The 24,706-nt window shown below is 51.2% G+C and carries 14 protein-coding genes and 1 tRNA gene; 11 read left to right on the forward strand and 4 right to left on the reverse strand.

Features of this window, described 5'->3' with window-relative positions:
- Window positions 1–2: 2 nt before the first annotated feature.
- Both ACN0R1_RS03395 and ACN0R1_RS03400 read right to left on the reverse strand, forming a co-directional pair.
- Entirely contained in the window at window positions 3–812 is an 810-nt protein-coding gene (locus ACN0R1_RS03395) for an ankyrin repeat domain-containing protein (protein ID WP_417579930.1), read from the reverse strand.
- A gap of 11 nt (window positions 813–823) precedes the next feature.
- Entirely contained in the window at window positions 824–1,249 is a 426-nt protein-coding gene (locus ACN0R1_RS03400; protein ID WP_417579932.1) for a hypothetical protein, read from the reverse strand.
- Between the two features lie 464 nt (window positions 1,250–1,713).
- On the opposite strand from ACN0R1_RS03400, the gene thrS reads away from it, so the two are divergent.
- The 9 genes from thrS to ACN0R1_RS03445 all read left to right on the forward strand — a co-directional run bounded on the left by thrS (window position 1,714) and on the right by ACN0R1_RS03445 (window position 9,201).
- Window positions 1,714–3,630 carry a threonine--tRNA ligase gene (gene thrS, locus ACN0R1_RS03405; protein WP_417579934.1) on the forward strand — a complete coding sequence of 639 codons (1,917 nt, stop codon included), beginning with the start codon at window positions 1,714–1,716 and terminating at the stop codon, window positions 3,628–3,630.
- A gap of 23 nt (window positions 3,631–3,653) precedes the next feature.
- A complete protein-coding gene (gene infC, locus ACN0R1_RS03410; protein ID WP_151053896.1) occupies window positions 3,654–4,190 on the forward strand; it encodes a translation initiation factor IF-3 in 537 nt (178 codons plus the stop codon).
- Window positions 4,191–4,295: 105 nt separating this feature from the next.
- Window positions 4,296–4,490, forward strand: coding sequence for a 50S ribosomal protein L35 (gene rpmI / locus ACN0R1_RS03415; RefSeq protein WP_036518908.1), 195 nt, complete (start codon window positions 4,296–4,298; stop codon window positions 4,488–4,490).
- Between the two features lie 44 nt (window positions 4,491–4,534).
- Window positions 4,535–4,891, forward strand: coding sequence for a 50S ribosomal protein L20 (gene rplT, locus ACN0R1_RS03420; RefSeq protein ID WP_036518910.1), 357 nt, complete (start codon window positions 4,535–4,537; stop codon window positions 4,889–4,891).
- Window positions 4,892–4,977: 86 nt separating this feature from the next.
- Window positions 4,978–5,961, forward strand: a complete 984-nt coding sequence (gene pheS, locus ACN0R1_RS03425; RefSeq protein WP_417579936.1) for a phenylalanine--tRNA ligase subunit alpha — start codon at window positions 4,978–4,980, stop codon at window positions 5,959–5,961.
- A 42-nt stretch (window positions 5,962–6,003) separates the two neighbouring features.
- Window positions 6,004–8,385 (forward strand): phenylalanine--tRNA ligase subunit beta, encoded by a 2,382-nt coding sequence (pheT, locus tag ACN0R1_RS03430; protein ID WP_417579938.1) that lies wholly within the window; start codon window positions 6,004–6,006, stop codon window positions 8,383–8,385.
- A 16-nt stretch (window positions 8,386–8,401) separates the two neighbouring features.
- Complete coding sequence (ihfA, locus tag ACN0R1_RS03435) at window positions 8,402–8,713, forward strand: integration host factor subunit alpha (RefSeq protein ID WP_036518915.1); 312 nt, start codon at window positions 8,402–8,404, stop codon at window positions 8,711–8,713.
- Window positions 8,685–9,047, forward strand: a complete 363-nt coding sequence (locus tag ACN0R1_RS03440) for a MerR family transcriptional regulator (protein WP_417579940.1) — start codon at window positions 8,685–8,687, stop codon at window positions 9,045–9,047. Before ihfA ends, ACN0R1_RS03440 begins: the two co-directional genes overlap by 29 nt.
- A gap of 77 nt (window positions 9,048–9,124) precedes the next feature.
- Window positions 9,125–9,201, forward strand: a tRNA-Pro gene (locus ACN0R1_RS03445).
- A gap of 140 nt (window positions 9,202–9,341) precedes the next feature.
- Here the strand turns inward: ACN0R1_RS03445 and ACN0R1_RS03450 are convergent.
- Complete coding sequence (locus ACN0R1_RS03450; RefSeq protein WP_417579942.1) at window positions 9,342–10,118, reverse strand: response regulator transcription factor; 777 nt, start codon at window positions 10,116–10,118, stop codon at window positions 9,342–9,344.
- On the reverse strand, window positions 10,087–12,177 hold the full coding sequence (locus ACN0R1_RS03455; RefSeq protein WP_417579944.1) for an ABC transporter substrate-binding protein: 2,091 nt from the start codon (window positions 12,175–12,177) through the stop codon (window positions 10,087–10,089). The genes ACN0R1_RS03450 and ACN0R1_RS03455 overlap by 32 nt, the downstream gene beginning before the upstream one ends.
- Before the next feature lie 464 nt (window positions 12,178–12,641).
- On the opposite strand from ACN0R1_RS03455, the gene ACN0R1_RS03460 reads away from it, so the two are divergent.
- Both ACN0R1_RS03460 and ACN0R1_RS03465 read left to right on the forward strand, forming a co-directional pair.
- Window positions 12,642–20,357, forward strand: coding sequence for an SdrD B-like domain-containing protein (locus ACN0R1_RS03460; RefSeq protein ID WP_417579946.1), 7,716 nt, complete (start codon window positions 12,642–12,644; stop codon window positions 20,355–20,357).
- Window positions 20,354–24,442, forward strand: coding sequence for an OmpA family protein (locus ACN0R1_RS03465; protein WP_417579948.1), 4,089 nt, complete (start codon window positions 20,354–20,356; stop codon window positions 24,440–24,442). Before ACN0R1_RS03460 ends, ACN0R1_RS03465 begins: the two co-directional genes overlap by 4 nt.
- Window positions 24,443–24,706: the final 264 nt, after the last annotated feature.

The raw sequence follows: 24,706 nt of genomic DNA on the forward strand, positions 1-24,706 counted from the left end.
GGTTACTCGCGACGGTTTGTAAGTTCCTCGTCAGCTTTCTCAATAATCGCCAACTCGATAAATTTTCGAATAGCCTCTGCGTGGGTATCACCCTGAGGAAGGTGTGGTAAGGTCATCTGCAAGGCGAATTGATATGCATCCATGCCCGCTATATCCTCAATGTCAGGATCAGCTCCCGCTAGAAGAAGTAGCTCAATACCTTTGGTGTCTTGTACTGATAAAGCATCATGAAGGGGAGTGTAGCCCACAAAGTTCTGAGAGTTAATATTTGCACCAGCTTCTATTAATAACCTAAGTGCTTCACTGCAGCCTGGTGCTGATTCATCCGCTGTGTAACTGCCTAATAATGTTCGTTGACCAAGTGGTATCTCATTTATTGATGCTCCGGTCTCAAGTAAAGCTTTTATATGATCGGGTCGGCATTCAAATTCTAAACCATGCAAATATCCAGTTGGATGATAAAGACTGTTTGCAAAATAGATGGGTGTTGCTGGAAATTGATCTGAAAAAATAGTATTTACATCAGCCCCTGCGCTAATCAGGGTTTGTAGCTGTTCAGAAGTACCCAGCATTACAACTTCAAATATAAGCGGGTAGTCAGGTGCGCCTTGATCTGTTCTCGTAGATACATACCTGGCATCAGATAAAGGTAAGCCTTCTTCATTGTAATGGTTAATTATTGCTTGTATTTCATCTATTTTAAATGCTTTAAAATCTAAAAAATCTTGCTTTTTTTGATCAGAAAAACTATTGGTGCTGAATAAAGAAATCGATATAAATACAGTTAATATACTAATAAATTTATTTTTCATTTTATGCCTGCTTACAAGTTTTTTACACGTTCCCAAATCGTTTTAAAATCACAGCTGTTATGCTCGGCTATGATTAAAACTGCTTGCAGAAATTCTCGCTGACTATTGAGGCTAAGCGCTTTACTAGCCCATTCGTAGTCACCATGTTTATTGGCACATGCCATGATTTCATTGCGTATGTGAGCTTGTACTAAGCCTTTGGCAGCAGATGGATCCAATAAAGCTACCATTGGGCCAACTAAGTGACCAACTTCTTTGCCGATTAAGTACTGGAATGGGGCTCTACCAGGTGCAGCTGTTCTTTCTACAATATACCTATCTGCGGCTGATATGATGCTGATACCATGTTCCGCTTTAAGTGTTTGGCAAACATCAATGGAAGGGAATGGGTTGTTTGCTGATCTACGTAGTTCTTCAATGCAAAGACTGGATGTCATAGCGCACCTCCTTGTGTAGATTGATTTATATTGCTTTACTTCCTGTATTATTCGGAGTCTAAAAAAGCAACTACTGAAAGTCAACTCATCAAATTTTCATGTGTGTTTTGAATAATGAACAGCTGATCTGATGGCACGAGATCTGAGGAAGGGTGTGCTACTCGCTGTGTCTGACTGTCTGCCGCCAGGACGGCGGCAGTCAAGTGGTCACGGATGACGAAAAGCGGGTCAGACACAGCGAGTAGCGCACCCGGACCACACCGAGACACCACACCGAAACACCATCGCAGTACCACATAAAGTTACCCTATACGCACCACAAATCCCCTCGAAATGCTGGAAAATTAGCCCGAAATCTGTATAATATTCACCCGCTGTACTTGGTTTGTACGGCTTTTTATTTTCCAGCATTCATATGCTTATGTGGCCTGTCGTAGGGGTCACCACTAAGATAAGGACTAAACATGCCCGTAATTACGCTTCCGGACGGCAGTTCACGCCAGTTCGATCACCCTGTTTCTGTATTTGATGTCGCCGCCGATATCGGCGCGGGTCTGGCTAAAGCTGCCCTGGCCGGTAAGGTTAATGGCGAGCTGGTTGATACCAGTTACACCATCGATACAGATGTTGAATTGGCCATCGTCACGGCACGAGACGAAGAGGGCGTGGATATTATCCGCCATTCGTGTGCCCACTTGATGGCTATGGCTGTACAGGATCTGTTTCCGGGGGCTCAGGTCACCATTGGGCCGGTGATCGACAACGGCTTCTATTATGACTTCGCCTATGAGCGCCCGTTTACACCGGAAGATCTGGAAAAGATCGAAGCACGCATGCATGCGCTGTCCAAGCAGAACCTGCCGGTCGAGCGTTCATTGATGAGCCGCGATGAAGCGGTTGCGCTGTTCGAAGAGATGGGCGAGTCCTACAAGGTTGAGATCATCAGTGATATCCCTTCAGACCAGCCGCTGTCTTTCTATAAGCAGGGTGAGTTCCTCGACTTGTGCCGTGGCCCGCACGTGCCTTCAACTGGTCATATCAAAGTCTTCAAGCTGATGAAGGTGGCCGGTGCCTACTGGCGCGGCAATTCTGACAATGAAATGCTGCAGCGTATCTATGGTACCGCCTGGGGCGATAAGAAGGATCTGAAAGACTACCTGTTCCGTCTGGAAGAAGCGGAAAAGCGTGATCACCGTAAACTGGGCAAGTCTCTACACCTGTTTCATATGCAGGAAGAAGCACCGGGTATGGTGTTCTGGCATCCGCATGGCTGGACAGTGTATCAGCAGATTGAACAGTACATGCGCGCCAAGCAGATCAAGCATGGTTACCAGGAAATCAAAACCCCAATGGTGGTTGAGCGTACCTTGTGGGAGAAGTCCGGGCACTGGGACAAATTCCACGAAGAGATGTTCACTACCCATTCGGAAAGTCGCGACTTTGCCATCAAGCCAATGAACTGCCCTTGCCATGTGCAGGTGTTCAATCAGGGGCTGCGTTCTTATCGTGATCTGCCGCTGCGTCTGGCCGAGTTTGGTTCCTGTCACCGTAATGAGCCTTCCGGTGCGCTGCACGGTATTATGCGTGTACGTGGGTTTGTCCAGGATGATGCGCATATTTTTTGTGCTGAAAACACCATTCAGAAAGAAGTGGCGGATTTCATCAACTTCTTGCATGAAGTGTATAACGACTTTGGCTTTACCGGCGTTATTTATAAGCTGTCGACACGTCCGGAAAAACGTGTCGGTTCTGATGAAAGCTGGGACAAGGCGGAGAAAGCCTTGGCTGATGCTCTTGATGCGGCTGGTCTGGATTGGGATGAATTACCTGGTGAAGGTGCCTTCTATGGCCCGAAAATCGAGTTTTCACTCAAAGATTGTCTGGGACGTGTATGGCAATGTGGCACCATTCAGGTGGATTTCTCCATGCCAGGACGCCTTGGAGCACAATTTGTTAACGAAGTAGGTGATAGAGAAGTGCCTGTCATGCTACATCGTGCTATCCTAGGCTCCTTCGAGCGGTTTATCGGTATTCTGATCGAACACTACGCGGGTGCTTTGCCGGTTTGGCTGAGTCCTGTTCAGGCGGTGTTGTTGAATATTACCGATAAACAGGCAGATTTTTGCCAGAAAGTGAACGAAAAACTGCAAGATGCAGGAATACGTTCACAGATAGACTTGAGAAACGAGAAGATCGGCTTTAAAATCCGCGAGCACACTTTACAGAAAGTTCCTTACCTCTTGGTAGTGGGCGATAAAGAAGTGGAATCCGGAACCGTAGCAGTGCGTACGCGCTCCGGTCAGGATCTAGGCAGTCTTCCCGTTGATGATCTGATTGAACTACTGAAATCAGACATCAGCCGCAAGTCGGCTCAAGAATAAAGAATTCGTCAGGAGATAGAATTATCAGGCGTGATAACAAAAGAGGTGGCCGTGCACCGTTGCCACCCATTAATGAAAATATCCGTGCAACCGAACTGCGCTTAATTGCAGCAGATGGTGCACAGGTTGGTATCGTAACGATTGATCAGGCGCTTGAGCTAGCTTTAGCGTCTGAACTTGACCTGGTTCAGATCTCTGATTCTGATCCCATAGTCTGTAAGATCATGGATTATGGCAAGCATCAGTATGAACTGAAGAAAAAAGCAAATGAGGCTAAGAAGAAACAGACTCAGATGCAGGTCAAGGAAGTGAAATTCCGTCCCGGTACGGATGAAGGGGATTATCAGGTAAAACTGCGCAACCTGATACGTTTCCTTGAAAGCGGAGACAAAACCAAGGTAACCCTTAGGTTTCGTGGTCGTGAGATGGCTCACCAGGAGCTGGGCATGCAATTGCTGAAGCGGATCGAAGCTGATCTGTCTGAATTCGGCATTGTGGAACAGCATCCAAAAATGGAAGGTCGTCAAATGGTCATGGTTGTGGCTCCGAAGAAGAAATAGTCATCCAGGCTGCAGACCCGCCTACCGCACAGTTATCTGAGCGGTAGGCGGGTTTTGTTGTTTCGCGTGTGACTGATTAATAAACGAATGCGTGGAGTGAAAGTAATGCCAAAGATTAAAACTGTCCGCGGTGCGGCAAAGCGTTTCAAAAAAACTGCGAATGGCATCAAGCACAAGCAGTCCTTTAAAAGCCACATTCTGACCAAGAAGAGCACCAAGCGTAAGCGTCAGCTGCGCCCGATGATGCAGGTTCACGAGAGTGATGTGAAACTTGTTAAACGTATGCTCCCGACACTGTAAGTGTTACTTGAGTCAAGACTGAAATTTTATAGGAAGGAAATGTTATGCCTCGCGTAAAACGTGGTGTTGTGGCGCGTCGTCGTCATAAGAAAATTCTGAAACTGGCCAAGGGTTACTATGGTGCCCGTAGCCGTGTATTCCGTGTAGCCAAACAGGCGGTTATCAAAGCCGGTCAGTATGCTTACCGTGACCGTCGTCAACGTAAGCGTCAGTTCCGTGCTCTGTGGATCGCTCGTATCAATGCGGCCGCACGTATTAATGGTCTGTCTTACAGCCGTTTCATTGCTGGTCTGAAAAAAGCCAACATTGAAATCGACCGTAAAGTGCTGGCTGATCTGGCTGTTAATCAGCAGAATGCCTTCGCTGCCGTGGTTGAAAAGGCCAAAGTAGCGCTGGCGTAAGCCAACACCCACCTATTGGTAGGTTTGAAACTGACAGATAAGGGGAGGGGTGTATACCTTCCCCTTTTTTATGTGGAGTGTAAACGATGGAAAATCTTGCACAGCTATTGCAGCAAGGGAAACAAGCAGTATCACAGGCTGACACCGTCAGGCTGTTGGATGAGGTGCGCGTTCAGTACCTGGGTAAGAAAGGTGAGCTTACCCAGTTATTGAAAGGCCTGGGCAAGCTGTCGGCTGAAGAGCGTCCTGCGGCAGGGGCAAAAATCAACGAAGCCAAGGAGGCCTTGCAGGCCGAGTTGGATCAGCGTCGGGATACCCTGGAAGCGGAAGCTCTGAGTACCAAGCTGGCGGCGGAGCAGATTGATGTTACCCTGCCGGGTCGTGGACAAGGTCTGGGTGGCATGCATCCGGTGACTCGTACTCTGGAACGTATCGAAGCATTTTTCGGTAGCATCGGCTTCAGTGTTGCTGAAGGCCCGGAAGTGGAAGATGACTACCACAACTTCGAAGCACTGAATATTCCTGCGCATCATCCGGCACGTGCCATGCACGATACCTTCTATTTTGATGCTCACACCCTGTTGCGCACGCATACCTCACCTGTGCAGGTGCGCACCATGGAAACCAAGCAGCCACCGATCCGGATCATCTGTCCGGGCCGTGTGTACCGCTGTGACTATGACCAGACTCACTCACCCATGTTCCATCAGGTCGAGGGTTTGCTGGTTGACAAGAATGTCAGCTTTGCCGACTTGAAAGGCACGCTGGAAGAGTTTCTGCGGGAATTCTTTGAAGAGGATGTCAAAGTCCGTTTCCGTCCTTCGTATTTCCCTTTTACCGAGCCGTCTATCGAAGTGGATATAGATCGCGGCGATGGCAAATGGCTGGAAGTGCTGGGCTGCGGCATGGTGCACCCGAAAGTATTTGAGTATTCCGGTATCGACCCCGAAGTCTACACCGGCTTTGCCTTCGGTATGGGGGTAGAGCGACTGGCGATGTTGCGTTATGGCGTGAATGACCTGCGCCTGTTCTTTGAAAATGATCTGCGTTTTTTGGGTCAGTTCAATTAAATTGCCGTCATCGTCAGCTCTAAGGATTAACAGGATTAAACAATGAAATTCAGTGAACAGTGGTTACGTGAATGGGTGCAGCCAGCACTGGCAACACAGGCGCTTGCCGATCAGTTGAGCCTGGCCGGTCTTGAAGTCGATGACATCAGTACCGTTGCGGGTGAATTCAGCGGTGTAGTGGTGGCTGAGATCGTCTCGGCTGAACAGCATCCAGATGCTGACAAACTCCAGCTTTGCCAGGTCAGTGATGGCAGCGAGACCTATCAGGTGGTATGTGGTGCTGCTAATGCCCGTGCAGGGCTGAAAACAGCCTTTGCCCGTGTCGGTGCCATCTTGCCCGGTGACTTCCGTATCAAACGTGCCAAACTGCGTGGTGTGGAATCCATGGGCATGCTCTGTGCTGAAGATGAGCTGGGCTTGTCTGGCGACCATGCGGGCATCATGGAGCTGGCGGTTGATGCGCCAGTGGGTGCTGACCTGCGTGTCTACCTGAACCTGAACGACAGCCTGATAGATGTTGATCTGACTCCTAACCGTGGCGATTGCCTGAGCATTGCCGGTATGGCCCGTGAAGTTGGGGTGCTGAATCAGGTGCCCGTTAAGCCGGTAACTATTGAACCGGTGGAGGCGGTGATTGACGATACCTTCCCGGTTACGCTTGCCGCACCAGATGCCTGCCCGCGTTATGTCGGCCGAGTAATTCGCAATATCAATCCTGGTGCTGAAACGCCGCTGTGGATGCAGGAAAAACTGCGCCGCTCCGGCATTCGCAGTATTGATCCCGTAGTTGATGTGACCAACTATATTCTGCTCGAGCTGGGTCAGCCGATGCATGCGTTTGATCTGCAACAGCTCAGCGGTGGCATTACGGTGCGCATGGCTGAGGCGGGTGAAACCCTGGTGTTGCTGGATGAAACTGAGGTGACCCTCAATCCAGACACGCTGCTGATCACCGATGCCAAAGGGCCGCTGGCCATGGCCGGTATTATGGGCGGCAATGCCAGTGGCGTTACCGATAAAACCCGCGATATCTTCCTGGAAAGCGCCTACTTCAACCCGCTGTCCATCGTCGGACGGGCGCGTAACTACGGTTTGCATACCGATTCCTCACACCGCTTTGAACGGGGTGTTGACTGGCAGTTGCAGCGCCAGGCCATCGAGCGCGCGACTAGCTTGCTACTGGAGATCGTCGGTGGTGAGCCGGGTCCTGTGACCGAGGCTGTAAGTGAAGCTGATTTGCCCGTTACCCCGGTGGTACGCCTGCGAGATGCCAAAATTAATGCCATGTTGGCGATGGAGATGCCCAGTACCACGGTTGAGGATATTCTCACTCGTCTGGGCATGGCCTTGAGCCGTAAAGCGGAAGAGGCGGCCTGGGCTGTGCAGGTGCCTTCCTGGCGCTTTGATATCACCCTGGAAGTTGATCTGATCGAAGAGCTTGCTAGGGTGTATGGCTATGACAACTTACCGGTACGCATCCCTATCGCTCAGTTACCGCTGCCGCCCATTAGCGAAGCGCGTGTTGATCTGGTGCGGGTACGCCGCCACTTGATCAGCCGTAACTACCAGGAAGCTATCACCTACAGCTTCATTGAAGCCGGTCTGTCAGCCCTGTTTGATCCAGACACCCAACCTTTGGCGCTGGCAAACCCCATCTCAGCCGAAATGGCGGTGATGCGCACCACACTCTGGCCAGGTCTGATTAAAGCGGTGCAGTATAACCAGAACCGTCAGCAGTCGCGTATTCGCCTGTTTGAGACAGGGCAGCGCTTTATCCCTCAGGGCGACACGCTGCTACAGGAAAATGCCATTGCCGGTGTTATTACCGGTGGGCGTGATGCTGAAGGCTGGATGGCTGGAAAAGATAAAGTCGATTTTTTTGATATAAAAGGCGATGTTGAAACCCTGTTAGCATTGGGTGGAGAGGCTGATAGTTTTAGCTTTGTGGCAGCGCAGCATCCGGCACTGCACCCAGGGCAGTCAGCCAAAATCGAACGTAATGGCGAAACACTGGGTTATATTGGTGCGTTGCATCCGCTGTTGCTGAAAAAGCTGGATCTTAATGGCCCTGTTTATCTATTTGAATTAAAACAGGATTTGGCGACAGCAGGACGTCTGCCTCGCTATACGGCCTTGTCCAAGTTTCCGGAAACGCGTCGTGACCTGTCATTACTGGTTGATGAGCATGTCAGTTACGACGCCATTCGTGATGTAGTGAGCCGTTCAGCAGGTGATGCACTGAAAAAGGTCACGCTTTTTGACCTTTATCAGGGACAAGGTATTGAAGCAGGTAGAAAAAGTCTTGCTTTGGGCTTGACCTGGCAGCATCCTTCGCGCACTCTTACTGATGAAGAAATAAACAATAGCGTATCTGCTGTTGTGGTGGCACTGACGACACATTGCGGTGCATCGTTAAGAGATTAAAGACAGGGTGATTGTCATGGGCTCTTTGACTAAAGCCGAGATGGCTGAACGTTTGTTCGACGAACTGGGTTTGAATAAGCGTGAAGCTAAAGAAATGGTGGAATCTTTTTTTAACGAAATACGTGAATGTCTGGCATCCAATGAGCAGGTGAAACTCTCCGGCTTCGGTAACTTTGACCTGCGTGACAAACGCCAGCGTCCAGGTCGTAACCCGAAGACGGGCGAGGAAGTGCCCATTTCGGCGCGCCGAGTAGTTACATTCAGGCCAGGCCAGAAACTGAAGGAGCGCGTGGACATTTATGCCGGCAGCCGGAGAGAAGAATCCTGAGCTGGAACCCATTCCGAGCAAACGCTATTTTACTATCGGTGAGGCCGCAAAACTTTGCGACCTCAAACCGCATGTATTGCGTTACTGGGAACAGGAGTTCAAGCAGATACAGCCGGTCAAGCGCAATAACCGCCGCTATTATCAGCGTCAGGATCTATTGCTGATCCGTCAAATACGCAGTCTGCTTTATGAGCAGGGCTTTACTATTACTGGCGCCAGGCAATGGCTCAGTGGCGATGAAGCCAATGATGATTCTGCACGTTACCAGCAGTTAATCCGCCAGACCATTAATGAGCTGGACGGTATACTCAAATTGTTAAAATCCGTCAAATAATAGCTTCACAGATTCAAAAGCTTAGTGTACTATTTGCAACCTCTTACGGATCAGAGCAACTCTGATCCCGCCTTAGTCGGGGCGTAGCGCAGCCTGGTAGCGCACTTGCATGGGGTGCAAGGGGTCGCAGGTTCAAATCCTGCCGTCCCGACCAATTTCTTTCCAGTTTTCATTCTATTTATTATAACAACCCGGTCCCCCGGGTGTTTTTGTTCGCTCGCGGAGCGAGCTCCTACAGGGGGGCGGAAATAGTGTAGGAGCCCGGCCCCCGGGCGAAAGAGGAGGACGGGCGGATCAAAACAACAGGATCTTGCCGGCAAACTCAAGGCGGGCACCTGGTAGGGTGGTGATGGGTAATTTGCTGCTGTTGGTATCGGATAATTTGCTGCGCAATCGACTGAGGTGAACATCGATGCGGTTCATCAGGAAGCTTTTCGGGTCGGCTCCAAGTGCCACAATAATATCGGATCGTGATAGCGGGCCTGGCGTTTGGGCAAAGGCTTTCATGATGGCAAGTTCGCTGGGTGTCAGCTTAATACTTGTCCCGTTTGGATCGATTAAATGGCGCTGGGTAGAATCTAATTGCCAGCTATTATCAGCTAATGTCTCGACAGTAGCTGAAGGTAGTTTGTCCGTAGAGGGCGTTGAATCGGGTTGTAATCGCCGCCATAGGTTATCAATGCAAGATAATAATTCTTCAGGCTCCACAGGCTTGACCAAAAACATGTCTGCTCCACATTGAAGGCCATGAATTCTATCGCTTGAGCTGCTTCTCGCACTGACAATGATGATGCCAATCGAGGAGTATTGTCGCAGATGCTGAACAACGGTGGTGCCGTCTTCGCCGGGTAATCCAAGGTCAACAATGACAATATCTACAGGATCCACTGCAGCGAGTTTGTAATAAGCTTCTGCGCTTGGTGAGCACCAGCAAGGGTAGTCATTTATCTGCAGCCAGGCATGTAATGCTTCGCGCTGCTCAGGATCATCCTCAATAAGCGCCAGTCTGGGCTTGTTAGTATTGGATGGTAATGGCTTGTTAAACCTGTTTGTAGGCTGGGAAGGTAACATGAAAATAGGTTCCGGCTTTGTCTGAAGATGTCATATCAATATGACCATTGTTACTCTCTACTATCTGTTTGACAAGATAAAGCCCAACTCCAGTTCCGGTGGTTTTTTCAAATTGCTCGCCTCGATAGTATTTTCGAAATATCTTTGTTTTCACTGAATCTGGGATGCTCGGCCCATAGTTATGTACTTTAAGCGAAATGGCATGGTCAGCCTGCGTGATGACCCATATCGAAATGTCTGTGTCGTTGGTTGAATATTTCATAGCGTTATCGAGCAGGTTGGTAATGACAATGTCCAGTAAAACCGGGTCAGGGCTTAAGATGTTATCTGGTCCGGAGATTACGGTGTTGACTTTTTTGTGCGGGTAGGTGTGTTGAATGGCGTTAATACCCTGTTGTACTACTGAGGGTAGATCTACCATGACGCGATGATTCGTGAGGCTTGTCCTGCTAAGTCTGTCATCGGCTGTAAGATTGTCCAGAAAGCCTCTCAGGCGATTAATGGCCAGATTAATGCGGTTGTTCATCACCTCGGTATCAGTGTAATTGCCCTGTGCTAGAGAGGCTTTGAGTACCGCATTTGCAGTAGCAATTGTTGCCAGAGGCGAGCGAATCTCGTGAGACAGCATAGTGATAAGCTGTTTGTGTTCGTGTAACGCATCATTGGCATCGTCTCTGGCTTTGCGTAATGCTTTTTCCATGGCAACTCTTTCGGTTACGTCCATGCCTATGGACAGGATCATACCAGGATCGCCTTCACGGATATTAGGGTAGGGTGAGTTCACCCACTCGCAGGTTATTTCCTTGCCAGAACGTGTGATGTTTTTATTGTGAACGTTCACGGAATCCTTTTCCTTGGCCGTTGTAATCATAACATTATCAAACATGGCGTCATCTTCAGCTTTGATAATGGTGCCAATGATATTTTTACCTAGGGCTTCGTCACGCGACCAGCCAAATATCCGAGTGGCGGCAATATTCCAGTCCTGGATATAACCTTTATGATCGAGGAGCATGAAGGCCAGTGGTGCGTTATCAAATAAGCTTCGAAACTTCTGCTCGCTTTTTTTCAGTTGCCTATTATAGTGCCCCATGAAACTGGCTATAACCGCAAAAAAAGTGGCCAGTATACTGGCTATGCCAAGACCAAAATAGATTCGACTCAGGTCGATGGATTCTTGCTTGGAATGATGGATGAAGCCGTCCAGGGAGATATTCTCTGGCAGCATGCCTATCTCAGCATATACATCGGCCATATGTTGCCAGCGACCGGTAATCATATGGCCAGGTTCAATCAAATCTGTTCGCATTAAACTATGCATCTTTTCGGCTTCATGGCGAAGTGCTTCACGAGAGTGTGGCGTGGGGTATTGTTCCAGAATGATGTTGATAATTTCTTCTGAATGATTCATGGCATATAGCCACCCCCGTAGACTTGCTCGACGAAAAGCCTCTACTTGTTCAGTATTTTCTGCAAGAAATGCCTGAGTGGTAAACAGTGTATCACCGTAAAAATCTATACCAACTGAGCGAGGTGAATAAATCTGATAGTCGATACCCAGTTTATCGAGCTCAAGTGTTTCGGTGGTGCTGTAAACAGATTGTGCTGCCACTCGGCCGACAATCAGTGGCATCAGGTTATATTCGTGTAAAACGGCATCAAATTGTTCGGTTCGGATGCCTTCACGTTTAAGGTAAGCAAATAACTCTGCCGAGCCTGGCTCTAACGCCACAGTTTGTCCGTCCAGATCACGTAGCGTCTGGAGTTGATTGTTGGTTCTGGCAATCAGAGCGAGGGGCGAGTGTTGAAATGTAACTGCAAGTGCGACGACCGGTTCTCCCTGATGAAAATGCAACAGCAGGTCTGACGTACCTATCCCAAATTCTGCTCGGCCTTGTAACACCTCAGTAATAGGGTCTCGGCCAGGGCGTGCTAGCAGCAGCTCAACCGAAAGCCCCTCTTCCTCATAGTAGCCCTTCGCAATAGCGGCGTAATAGCCGGCAAACTGGAACTGATGATTCCATTTCAACTGCAACCTGACGGTTTCTTGCGCCGCCATGCCTGCGGCTGGGCATAACAGGACCAGCAGCGATAAAAAAAACCGCCTGTAGGAGCCCGCTCTGCGGGCGAAAAACGAGCAAAATCGCTCGGAGACCGAGCGCCTACACAAGAACACAAAACCTGTGGTAGCCCGCTCCGTGGGAGAAGGGTTATGAAGGTTGGTGTGTGTTATTGAGCTTTGTAATGGCATTTTTAGTGTTGTTAGTTGGTTGAATTGCCTAGGTTTAAATTAAATCTATTTGGTTTGAAATGGATAGACAGAAAATGAAAGAAACCGTAATAGATCGTGTGATGAGCCAGCTGACCCCAGCGTGATTAAATAAAAACACTAAAAAAAGAACGGACATGGGCAGGGAGCTCATCTGCTTTGCCTGTCTCCGTCTGGATCAATTTATAACATCAGCCAGCTTGTTTAGGCCAGCGTGTTGGTGGAATAAACATAAAAACGGGGAACGGGGAATCATGTCACAAGGCTATGCCTGGAATGTCGATGGGGCCGTGCGCAAGTTACGTCGGCTAGTATCTAAGAAGGTTACTCCCAATGCTGATGACAGCTCTCAACCTAAGGGTGTGGATTCCCCTCCTATCTTGAGTAAAAAAAGCCTGAGTAAGAAATGCCTGAGGTATAGCGTGCTCAGTGTGTTGCTGTTGAGCCCTGCTGCTTTTGCCAGTAGTAATTTCAGCGTCTCAGTAACGGCTGGTGGAGGCGCCACCACTATACTTCCTGGTGTGCCGACCACACTGCAGATTGAGCTTAATAACACCACCGGATCGCCACTCTCTACAGTTTCATTTAGCCAATCTCTGCCCGGTAATACTAATGCCGGTTTACGTATCAGTGGTGCGGCAAGCAATAGCTGTGGTGGAACGCTGACGGCTGATCCAGATACGCAACTGATCAGCCTTGCCGGTGCATCAATATCGGGTGATGCCAGTTGTACTATCAGCGTACCGATTGTAGCTTATAGTGATACGGGTTCTTCGGCATCTCATAGTTACTCGCTCATAGCCGGTAGTGTCAGTGCAACGCGCGATGCGGTAGGTATTACCAATGGAACCGGTGGTGCTCAGTCCTACACCGTCAATGCCGTTTCACGTCCTACCTGGTCAAAAGGTTTTCCTGATGGTAATGGCACCATTATCCTCGGTGGCTCTACGGGTACCCTGAGAATTACCGTCAATAACCCGGCCAGTATTCCCCTGACTAATTTCAGTTTTACCGATGTATTCCCCACCAGTGGTGCGGGCGGCGCGGTGATTGAGCCTACGGGTGTAGCTGCAACGGGCAGTTGTGTCGGTGGCAGTGTTGGTGCCGTTATTGATTTGACCCCGGGAGCTGCTGCGCAGGTGGCTGTTTCTGGTGGCACCTTGAGTGCAGGTCAAAGCTGTACCATTGATGTACCCATTCAGGCGCGCCAAACCAACGGCAATTATACGCTGACGTCAACAAACACCCTGCAAACGTCTTCATTCAATAGTGATGAAGGGCTGCGTCCGGCATCCAATGCCAGCCGAAATATCACTGTCCGTTCCCCCCTGACTGTTGGTAAAGGCTTTGCGGCTTCTCCGCTTTCCAGTGGGGAAGAGAGTACCTTTACCATTACGCTGGGAAATACGGGTACAACAGATTTAACCGGCGTTGAGTTCACCGATAGCTTGCCTAGCGGTTTGAGTTTGTCGGGTGTGCCGTCTCCTATTATTTCCGGTACAGGCTGTACGGCAAGTAGCCTAATAGTCAATGGGAATGATCTTGAAGCTAGCGGCATTACCATCCCTGCTGGAGGCACTTGTACCCTTACGGCGACTTACTCTGGGATAACAGGAACCAGCGACGAACCGACCACCTATACTAATACAATACCTCAGGGCGACGTGACTGTTGTCGGTCAACCGGGAATCATCAGCCAGTCAGCTTCGGCTACGGTGATGATTGCCGACCGCCTGCGGGTACTCAAATCCCGCCAGACTGGCACAAGTGCGGCACCGGGTAATGCGGTTGAGTACCGAGTTACAGTACAGAACTTCTCTGCTGCGCCAATCAGTAATGTCAGTGTGGAAGACACTTTGACACAGGGTTCAAGCTTTCTGACAGGTACGATCAATGGGGTGGATTATACACCCAGCCTGTCAGCGGCCTGTGGCGTACTTGGGGACGCTAATGCGCTCAATGCGACTGATCTGGAATTTACCATTCCGACCCTGCCAGGCAGAGCGTCGGCCACGAGTCCAGGGACTTGTACCATCAGCTTCTGGGCGATGATTGATCCTGAGCGCGCCAGTGGTTCAACCAGCAACCAGATTCAATCTGGCCAGGTTTGTTTCAATGATGGTTCAGAATTCTGCAACCAGGTGCCATCTGACTCGGTTTCCTACAGCTATCAGTCTGTTGTCGACGTGCAAAAGCGCTTTGCCGGTGCAACATCCTTAACCCGCTCCGAAGGCACGGTTGTGCAAATGCGAATTCGGGTGCGTAACTTCTCTTCTGAGCCGCTGATCGCCTTAACCATCAGTGATACCCTGCCTGGCAGTGGCTTGCAGCAGTTGCGTGTTGCCACGCCATCCAATGCCAGTACAAGCTGTGGTGGCACGATTGACGCTGAAGCTGGTTCGACTTCTGTCGCTTTAAATGCCGGTACAGTGCCTGCCGCTACAGGCGGCAATGCGGGCGAATGTGATCTCTACGTGGATGTGGTCGGATCGGCAGGCATCTACGATAACACCGCCAGTGTGGGGGGTACTCAACAACTGGTGAACGGTAGTAATCGCAACATCCTGGGAGTTGACTCAAATACTGCACGGGTTACCTATACCTCCGCACTGTCAGCTACCAAAGCCTTCAGCCCTGCCAGTGTGAGCTCTGGTGGTCGTTCTACTGTGACCATCCGTTTGAATAATAATGATGCGTTACCGCTTACCAATGTGTCGGTAATCGATCCCTTACCGACAGGTATGCAGCTTGCCAGTCCGCCAAATGCCTATAGTAGCTGTGCTGGAAACCCGGTAATTGTCGCGGCTGCCGGTAGCGACTCACTGAGCATGAGCGATGCCAGCATTGCAGGTAATAGCAGTTGTGACCTGTTGTTTGATGTAGTGGCTTCAGGTAGCAGTAGTTGGGTAAACACGCTTCCTGCAGGCAATATCACGGCTGATAACAATATCAGCAATCAAACCCCCGTGAGCGCCACACTGAATCACCAGGTCGCCACAGTACCCACCTTGTCCAAGGGCATTGTGCCTGCCAATGTGGCGCCGGGAGAGGCCGCCACCCTGACGATCACTATTACCAATGGTGTCAGTGCCGTCAGCAACTTGTCGGTGACTGACTTCTTCACTCTTGATGGTCTTGAGACTGGCGAACTGAACGGCATGCGTATTGCTTCGCCAGCTCTGGCCAGTACCACTTGTCCTGCGGGCAACGTGCAGGCACAGCCCAATGGCACCTTTGTGAGTCTGTCGGGTGCGGCTCTGGATGCAGGGGCCGCCTGCGAAGTCAGTGTGCGTGTTACCTCGGTGCAACCAGGTACTATCACCAACATCATTCCGCAAAACTCAATCACGACGGCGCAGGGGGTGACAAACACTTCTACCAGCGCTGAATCTTCCATGACGACGTCCACTGCCGTGGCTGTTATTAAGGAATTTGTGCCTAATGTGGTAGATGTCAATGAACGGGCACGTTTGCGTATTACCTTTAATAATGCCAGCCCGGTTAACTTGACCAACTTCAGTATTGAAGATGTGTTCCCCAGTGGTTTGAGCGTTCCGGCAGGCCCGAACTCTGTCACTACCTGTGGCCCATCGGCTGTCGTTTCCTGGCCTGGCAGTGATCGTGTACATCTGCAAGGTGGGGTATTAGCTGGCGCTACGGCTGGAAGTGTTAATAGCTGCTATCTGGAACTGGATGTTGTAGCCAACGCGGCTGGCGAGTTCCTAAATACAATTCCAGCCAACTCGCTGGAAGTCGGTGGAACCCCTATTACCCATCCGCCTACTGAAGATACCCTCTATGTCCAACCGCCTTTGCAAGTATTTAAGGCGATTGCAAATACCACCCTGGATAATCCTGCCCCAGGTGGTTTTACCACCGGCTCTGCCACTACGGCCGCGGGTGTCGCACGCACCCTGACGATCCGCATTGTTAATCCAGGTGCCACGGCTGTATCGGGCATGCAGTTAACCGACTCCTTACCGGATGGAATGGTGGTTGCCCAGCCAAACCCTATCATTACCAACAGCTGTAATGGCAGTGTGACAGCATTTGAGTCAGCAACCGCGGTGCGCCTGTCAGGGGGAACCTTGGCCGGTGGTGCAACCTGTGAAATCACCTTGCCGGTGTTGAGCAATACACCCGGAAACTACATCAACGAGATTCCAGCCGGTGCTCTAACTACCACCGAAGGAGTGAGTAACGAAGAGCCTACAACTGCCGAGCTGATCGTGGCGACACCACCTTCAGTGAGCAAAGAGTTCAATCCGGCTGTGATTCCATCTGGTGGCACTTCACGTCTAACTATTAACATTTACAATCTCAATAGTCAGGATATGACGTTGACTCAGGCGTTGGTCGATAATCTGCCCAATGCGCCTGGGCCGATGCGGGTTGCAAGCACACCTAATCTGGGTGGAACCTGTAGCAGCGTCACCGCCGCCGCGAATAGTGATTCAATTACCCTGGCTTCCGGCGCCACAGTGCCTGCGGGAGGCTGTACCATCGAGGTAGATGTAACCGCTACCGCAGCAGGGGAGCATATCAACACGATTCCTAGCGGCGCCTTAAGCACCAATCTAGGCAGTAATGAAGACCCAGTGAACGTGCCTCTGCTTGTCAGCACAGCGGGTTACATATCAGGACGCGTGTTCCTGGATAACACCAGCCCAGCCCCTAATGGCAGCTTTGAGTCAACCACAGACCAGCCGTTGGCCGGCGTACTGATCGAACTGCGTAGTGGTCTGGATTGCTCAGGTACGCTTGTTGGAACTACAACCACCAACTTGGCAGGCAACTACCTGTTCAGCGGCCTGGCGGCAGGAAGCTATTCTGTCTGCGAGACACAGCCTGACGGCTTGTTGAATGGCGAAACAACAGCGGGTAACCCTGTGGGTGGTGGAAGCTCAGGCACGGCCAGTAATCCCAATGCTGATGCCAGTCAGATCACCGGTGTAGTACTGGCTGATCTAGGTGGCGGTGATGTCAGTGGATCAATAAACAATGACTTCGCCGAGTGGGCCCCTTCCACGCTGAGCGGTGTGGTGTTTGAAGATCATAACAATAACGGCATCCAGAATGGCAGTGATGCGGGTATTCCCGGTCAGACGATTCGTCTGGTCGGTACCGATGTGAACGGCGTCAGCATCAATCGTGAAACCACAACGGATGCCAATGGCCACTATAGTTTCACCGATCTGCCGCCGGGCTCCTATGCAATTGAGCAGCCAAATCAGCCTGACAATACCGTCAATGGTCAGACAATTCCCGGCGCTGTTCCTAATGGTACAGTGGGTACACCCACAGCATCGACTGATCTACCAAGTGGTATCAGCAGCATTGTCTTGCCACCCAATACCATCAGCAGCAATAATAATTTTGCTGAGCTGCCGCTGAGTGGGACTGTCAGAGGACAAGTGTTCCTGGACTACGATAGTAGCCAATCCCTGAACGGACCGGATCATGGTATTGCTGATCAAGTCATTCGTTTAACCGGTGCTGACGTTAATGGCAATCCCATCACTCAGGAAACCACAACCGATGCGCAAGGCAACTTCTTGTTCACCGGACTGCCAGCCGGTACTTACACGCTGGAGCAGCCAGATCAACCTGCCGGAACAATCAACCTCCTGCCGGTAGCGGGTTCCGCTGGTGGTACGCCAGCTAATCCAGGTGCGCCGAGTAGTCAGATTAGCGCTATAGATCTGACCAACACGACGCTGTCTGCGGGTAACCTGTTCCCTGAAGTCCCAGGTCCACATCCTGATTTGACCTTGGATATCACCGTATCTAATGATGTCTTTTCCGATGGTGGTGGCACTGGCTTCTACACCCTTATACCCGGAAACGTCGGCTCTGCAGACAGCAGTGGCACCGTCACCGTGGTCAGTGAATTACCACCAGGGGTCACCTTTAGAAATTTTGAAGGGACTCATCCAGACTGGAGCTGCTCTATTGTTGGACAGACAGTCACCTGTACCACTGAGGAGGTGATTCCTGCGACCAGCAACGCACCCAACATAGTGGTGCAGGTGGATGTGGAGCCAGGTGGTTCTGGCAGCATTTTGACCAACCATAGCCGTATTTCTGGAGGCAGCGAGCCTGAAGGGTTACAGGGCAATAACCTGGCACAGATTCCGATTGAAATCATCGGTGTTGCTGAGTCAGCCAGTGTGCAGGGTACCGTCTGGCTTGATGGCAACAGTGACGGTGTACGCCAGCCAGGTGAGTCGGTTTTGTCTGACTGGACGGTTGAGTTGTTGAAAGACGGTGTATTGGTCGCCACTCAACAAACCAATGCCCAAGGGGAATATCACTTTACCAATCTGCCACCGGGCAGTGGCTATGATATTCGCTTCCGTCATCCGGAAACCCGTCTGTTATATGGTAATCCGGTGACCAATGAGCAGGGTAACTCTGACAACCCAGCCAATGCCTCTGTCAATGGAGGGTATTTGCAGGGTATGGAGCTGGCCTCAGGTCAGAACTATGTGGAACAGAGCTTGCCACTTGATCCGGCCGGTGTTGTCTATGATGCGGTGACACGTGAACCTGTTTCAGGCGCACAAGTCACCTTGCAAGGACCGGCTGGTTTCAACCCAGCTACACATTTGCTGAGTGGATCAGCCAATGTCGTGACCGGCTCAGATGGTTTTTATCAATTCCTGCTGATGCCTGGGGCCCCAGATGGGGAATACAATCTCACGATCACCAACTATCCATCGGGTTATCTGCAGTCGCCATCAACGATGATACCGGCCTGTAATGGTAGCTTGACGGTCGGAGCTACACCTTCGCCTGCGCTGATTCAAAACTCGCCGTTGGCACCAGGTAGCGCCGTAACCATGCATGAACCATCGGCCTGTGACGGTATTCTGCCAGGTGGCTCGAATACAACTCAGTATTACTTTGCGTTCAACTTGTCATCGACATCTGCGGATGTGCTTAACAACCACATCCCGCTAGATCCGCTGCTGGAAGGCGCTGTTCGGGTAGTAAAAACCACGCCTAAGAGTGATGTCAGTCGCGGTGAACTGGTGCCTTACCAGATTTCAGCAACCAACACGCTCTCGTCAGTACTGCACAATATCGTGTTACAGGATCAGATCCCGGCCGGTTTCCAGTATGTACGTGGTTCAGCGAGCTTGAATGGCTTTGAATCAGAACCTGAAATCAATGGGCGTAACCTGCAATGGCCGGAACGCACTTTGGCCGCCGGTGAAGAAGTCATCATTCAGCTGTTGCTGGTGGTCGGTTCCGGGGTTGAGTTCAATGAATATGTGAACCGTGCCTGGGCACTCAACAGTCTGGCCAATACGCGGGTATCTAATATTGGCACCGCCACGGTACGCGTGGTTCCGGATCCTATCTTTGACTGTACAGACATCATTGGACAGGTCTTTGATGACCAAAACCGTGATGGCTATCAGAACGAGGGAGAACCCGGCATTCCGAGGGCGCGTCTGGCTTCACCACGCGGCTGGTTGATCACCACTGATGATTATGGACGCTTCCATGTCGCCTGTGCAGATGTTCCCAGTGAACTGCGCGGTGGCAACTTCATTCTCAAGCTGGATGAACGCAGTCTGCCAAGCGGTTACCGCGTGACTACTGAAAACCCACGGGTTGTACGTGTGACACAGGGACGCATGGTGAAACTGAACTTCGGTGCCGCGATTCATCGAGTTGTGCGCCTGGATCTGAGTTCAGCAGTCTTTACTGAAGCACATGAGTTACGTCCTAACTACGCGAAACAGATGCAAGAAGTCTTGCCACTGTTGCAAGAAGAACCCTCCATTCTGCGCATTGCCTATCAGCTCGACATGGGCGGTGATATAGATCATGCACGTGAGCGGATCGGTGCTGTAAGAGCCTGGCTTGAAGAGCACTGGGAAGAACAGGGCTGTTGTTATGACTTGAGAATCGAAGAAGAAATTGTTCCAGGTGCTGAGCGTATAGAGGTAACCCAATGAAACTGCATAAATCATTACTCTGTTTGGCGATAGCCGCTGCTTCACCGTTGATCTATGCCGATTCATGTGAAATGGGTAAGGGTTGTGGACTGTCTGGCGAACGCGGTGCGATGGAAGATCAATCCTTGTTACAGCGTCGTGCGGGCGGTATAGGTGATTTACCCCCTTTACCACAGCAAGGCGAACGTGAACTGCCACGTGAGCGCCTGGTGCTTTGGCATTTGCCTGATCAAAACCAGCAGGCCGCTGCCGTGCTGACACTCAATTCGAATGATTCAGAGACGCTACAAACACTACTGCCAAACGTGCAGTTTGAGTCTGGGCGTTCAATATTGCCTGAGGGCTATACTGAGCAGCTATGGCAAGTCATGGAGAGGCTGAAGAACAAGGATAACGTTCGTTTACGCATCATCGGTCATACCGATCCCCAGCGTTTGTCGGCACGTGCCGCCAATATCTATACAGACAACTATGGCTTGGGCCTGGACCGTGCAAGACAAGTGGCATTGCAGTTCAGAGCAGCGCTGAACTTGTCGTCGGCGGATATTGACCTGGACTCTCGTGGTCCTGATGCACCCGTTGCCAGTAATGCCACCGCCGAAGGGATGGCAATCAATCGCCGAGTTGAAGTCGAAATCTGGTACGACGAACCGTTACAGCAACAGGCCTGCACAGGTGGCTATACCAGCACCGAAGCCTTAGCACCGTTTCGAATTAGTGTGGATGGTCAGCCTGTGGGGCAGCACAGTGCTGGCGTCGCTGATCAGCAGCGCTGTGTTGATGTGGCGTTGGCTGAAAACAGCCTTCAGGTGCGCTACGACAATTTATCCGCGCAGCCACGTTTGAATGTGGCCGCGGCTCCGCGCATGGCGGTTCCCGGTCAGACCCACTATTTCCGTGGTTATAGTAACTACATGAATTGGGTGGAGCGTGGTGAGGTACAGATCTATGGCAAGCGCTCACGCTGGGGACAGCCGCAGTTGTTGGAAACCGTTGAACTTGATCCCTTGTTGAATGGTGAGTGGCTACCTTCAGATGAACTGCCGGATGAACTTTATTACCGTTTGCGGGTTTATGATGCCGAAGGGCGTTTTGACGATACCGAATTGCAGCCATTGCAGCTCACCCGTGGTGAATATGAAGCCGAAGCCGACGAGGTGCGTGCTGATCTTCTAGCGGTCACCGGTGGGAACCGTTTACAGCGTCACCGGATCCCGGTGGCGGGTGGCACCGTGACCATTAATGGTCAGGGTGTACAGCCAGGTTATGCCGTCTTTGTAATGGGTGATCCAGTACCGGTTGATCTTCAGGGTAACTTTGCCACAGCCCAGATCATTCCCCGGGGCGAACACAGTGTGGAAGTGGCACTGCTGGATCCAGATGGGCAGGGCCGGATCTATCGTCGCGACCTGCGTTTACCTGAGCGGGATTGGTTTACTGTAGCCATTGCCGACATCACCATCGGGCAGCAGGATACTACGGGTCCGGCCCGTCTGGTGACGGGGGAAGACCGTTATTATGACGACAAGTTGTATGTCGATGGGCGTCTGGCGTTCTATACCAAAGGCAAGATTGATGGCAAATACACCATAACGGCCAGTATTGATACCGGTGAAGAGCCGATAGACAGCTTGTTCAGCAATTTCAATGACAAAAATCCGCGTGAATTCCTGCGTCGCATGGATGCCAATCGTCATTGGGCTACCTTCGGTGATGACTCCACGCTGGTGGAAGATGCACCAACTCAAGGCAAGGGCTATGTGCGTGTTGAAGATGGCAAATCTCATGCGATGTGGGGTAATTTCGAGCAACACAACCGTGATACGGAACTGAGTCAATTTGACCGTCGCCTCTATGGTGCTCAGGCGCGTTATCAGGGTGATGGTTTTACCGCTTTTGGCGAGCGTCGGGTTGTGGTGGAAGGTTTTGCCGCCGAGCCGGGTACCGCTAGCGCACGCGAAGAGTTTTTGGGAACCGGTGGCTCACTTTACTTCCTGCGCAATCAGGATATCTCCTCCGGCAGTGAAATGCTGCGCGTTGAAATTCGTGACAAACACTCCGGTTTGGTGCTGATGTCAGAGTACCTCACCTACGGTATTGACTATGAAATTGATGCCATACAGGGCCGCATCCTGCTGAACCGTCCTTTGTCCGCTACGTCGAATGACAATTCAGTGGTCAGAAGTGGGGGTAGCCTGTCAGGAAATCCGGCCTATCTGGTCGTCACCTATGAATATTCCCCTGGCTTTGAAAGCATGGATGATCTGGCCGTGGGTGGACGTGCGTCAGTCTGGGCAAACGATTCAGTACGTCTTGGTGTAACCGCTTCGCGTCAGGAACACTTCGGGGATCGTCAGGACCAGGAAGGGATCGATATCACGTTACGTCACAGCGACCGTACCTGGTTGAAACTGGAAGCCGCGCGTACCGAAGGTGAAGGTATTGAAGAGCAAATCTCTTTCGATGGTGGGTTTGGCTTCAATGGCCGCTCCGTTACGGGCGGGCAAGCACATGCCGAGCGGATTGACGGCTCCCTGGATCTTAAGGACATCGGCATTGACGGCGATGGGCAGCTGACTTTCTATCATGAAGAACGCGATGCGGGCTTTAATGCCCCAGGGCGCTTGACCACCAATGACACACGTCAGTCCGGTGTTGCCCTGGTCACGCCGCTTTCCGAACAGACCGATTTGATTCTACGCGCGGATGAAACGGTTCAGTCTTCCGATTGGAAAAACCAGAGTGCCGAGGTGGGCATCTCTCACCAACTCGACGAAGAATGGACTGTTATCGGCGGCTATCGCTCCGAAGAACGCACCAGTCAATCGGCTTCAACACGAAATCAGGGGCAGCGTGATGATGTTGCCGTTCAGTTGGAATATGCTCCTCATGATGAACCCTGGACAGCACACGGCTTTGTGCAGGGTACAGTGAAAACGGATGGTAATCGTCGGGACAACAACCGTGCCGGTGTAGGCGGCAGCTACCGCATCAACGATCGTATTCGCCTGATGGGTGAACTCTCCGACGGTGATCTGGGTTTGGGTGCTAAAGCCGGTGTAGATTATGCCTCTTCAGATCGCACCAACCTCTACCTCAACTATGAGTTGGACAATGACCGTACCGATCATGGCATAGGTTCCCGTATGGGTCAGGTGGTAACCGGTGCACGCTCGCGCTGGACAGATACCACCAGTGTCTATGCCGAGCAGCGCTACCAGCATGGCTCACAGCAGACGGGTCTGGTGCAGGGCTACGGGCTGGACTTTGCCCCGGATGATCATTGGACTTACGGTTTGAGCACTGACATAGGACGCCTCAACAGTGAAACGGACGACGAAATTCGCCGCCGCGCCATATCGGGCCGGGTAGGGTATCGTAACGAAGATATTCGTTACGCTGGTGCGCTGGAATACCGCAAGGATCGTTACAACGCTGAAGACAGAACTGTCTGGCTGGTACGTAATAACCTGAGTTACCAGATCGATCCTGATTGGCGCATGATCGGCCATCTGGATATGGCACTTGGTGACTCCAGCCAAGGCTCATTCTTCGACGGCAACTTTGTTGAAGCGTCACTAGGCTATGCTTACCGTCCCGTTCTGAATGATCGCTGGAATACCCTGGTCAAGTACACCTACCTGTCGGACCTGGCACCGGCTGAGCAGCGTTCGTCAACCGGTAACCTGGTTGATTACTCTCAGCGCAGCCATGTGTTTGCAATCGACAGTATCTACGACCTGACCGAACGCTGGAGTCTGGGTGGGCGTTATGCCTATCGCCTGGGTGAATTGCGCATGAGTCGAGATGACTCAGCCGATTGGTTCAGCAGCAAAGGTCAGTTGATTGCAGTACGAGCCGATTGGCATGTAGTGCATAAATGGGATCTGATGGTCGAATTACGTCGCCGAGACGAATTCACCGCTGAAGACTCACGCACAGGTGCCGTACTAGGTATGTACCGCCATTTCGGCAATCACCTAAAAGCCGGTGTTGGCTACAACTTCTCTGACTTCAGTGATGACCTAACCGACATGGACTTCCGCACCCAAGGCTGGTTCATCAATATTATCGGAAAATATTGATTCAACCCTGTTGAATCCCATAGGTGTAGATACTTTGTGGGAGCTCACTCTGTGAGCGAATCCCCCCAATGCAGGAGCCCGCTCCGCGGGCTAATCCCCTTCGCTCGCGGAGCGAGCTCCCACAGGTGTAGATGCTTTGTAGGAGCTCACTCTGTGAGCGAATCCCTCCCTTCCCTGAATCTCCCCCTGTAGGAAATAAGATGGACCCGCCCCCCTAACAATGTGCCATGCTTATCTGACGAGAAAGCAAACCGGCATCTGAGT

It is taken from the genome of Nitrincola sp. (genome assembly GCF_048264025.1).
Classification (GTDB): Bacteria; Pseudomonadota; Gammaproteobacteria; order Pseudomonadales; family Balneatricaceae; genus Nitrincola.

What these genes read in the sequence shown, in the direction of transcription:
- ACN0R1_RS03395 (WP_417579930.1), bottom strand. Translation starts at nt 812, where the DNA reads ATGAAAAATAAATTTATTAGTATATTAACTGTATTTATATCGATTTCT.
- ACN0R1_RS03400 (WP_417579932.1), bottom strand. Translation starts at nt 1,249, where the DNA reads ATGACATCCAGTCTTTGCATTGAAGAACTACGTAGATCAGCAAACAAC.
- thrS (WP_417579934.1), top strand. Translation starts at nt 1,714, where the DNA reads ATGCCCGTAATTACGCTTCCGGACGGCAGTTCACGCCAGTTCGATCAC.
- rpmI (WP_036518908.1), top strand. Translation starts at nt 4,296, where the DNA reads ATGCCAAAGATTAAAACTGTCCGCGGTGCGGCAAAGCGTTTCAAAAAA.
- rplT (WP_036518910.1), top strand. Translation starts at nt 4,535, where the DNA reads ATGCCTCGCGTAAAACGTGGTGTTGTGGCGCGTCGTCGTCATAAGAAA.
- pheS (WP_417579936.1), top strand. Translation starts at nt 4,978, where the DNA reads ATGGAAAATCTTGCACAGCTATTGCAGCAAGGGAAACAAGCAGTATCA.
- pheT (WP_417579938.1), top strand. Translation starts at nt 6,004, where the DNA reads ATGAAATTCAGTGAACAGTGGTTACGTGAATGGGTGCAGCCAGCACTG.
- ihfA (WP_036518915.1), top strand. Translation starts at nt 8,402, where the DNA reads ATGGGCTCTTTGACTAAAGCCGAGATGGCTGAACGTTTGTTCGACGAA.
- ACN0R1_RS03440 (WP_417579940.1), top strand. Translation starts at nt 8,685, where the DNA reads ATGCCGGCAGCCGGAGAGAAGAATCCTGAGCTGGAACCCATTCCGAGC.
- ACN0R1_RS03450 (WP_417579942.1), bottom strand. Translation starts at nt 10,118, where the DNA reads ATGTTACCTTCCCAGCCTACAAACAGGTTTAACAAGCCATTACCATCC.
- ACN0R1_RS03455 (WP_417579944.1), bottom strand. Translation starts at nt 12,177, where the DNA reads ATGGCGGCGCAAGAAACCGTCAGGTTGCAGTTGAAATGGAATCATCAG.
- ACN0R1_RS03460 (WP_417579946.1), top strand. Translation starts at nt 12,642, where the DNA reads ATGTCACAAGGCTATGCCTGGAATGTCGATGGGGCCGTGCGCAAGTTA.
- ACN0R1_RS03465 (WP_417579948.1), top strand. Translation starts at nt 20,354, where the DNA reads ATGAAACTGCATAAATCATTACTCTGTTTGGCGATAGCCGCTGCTTCA.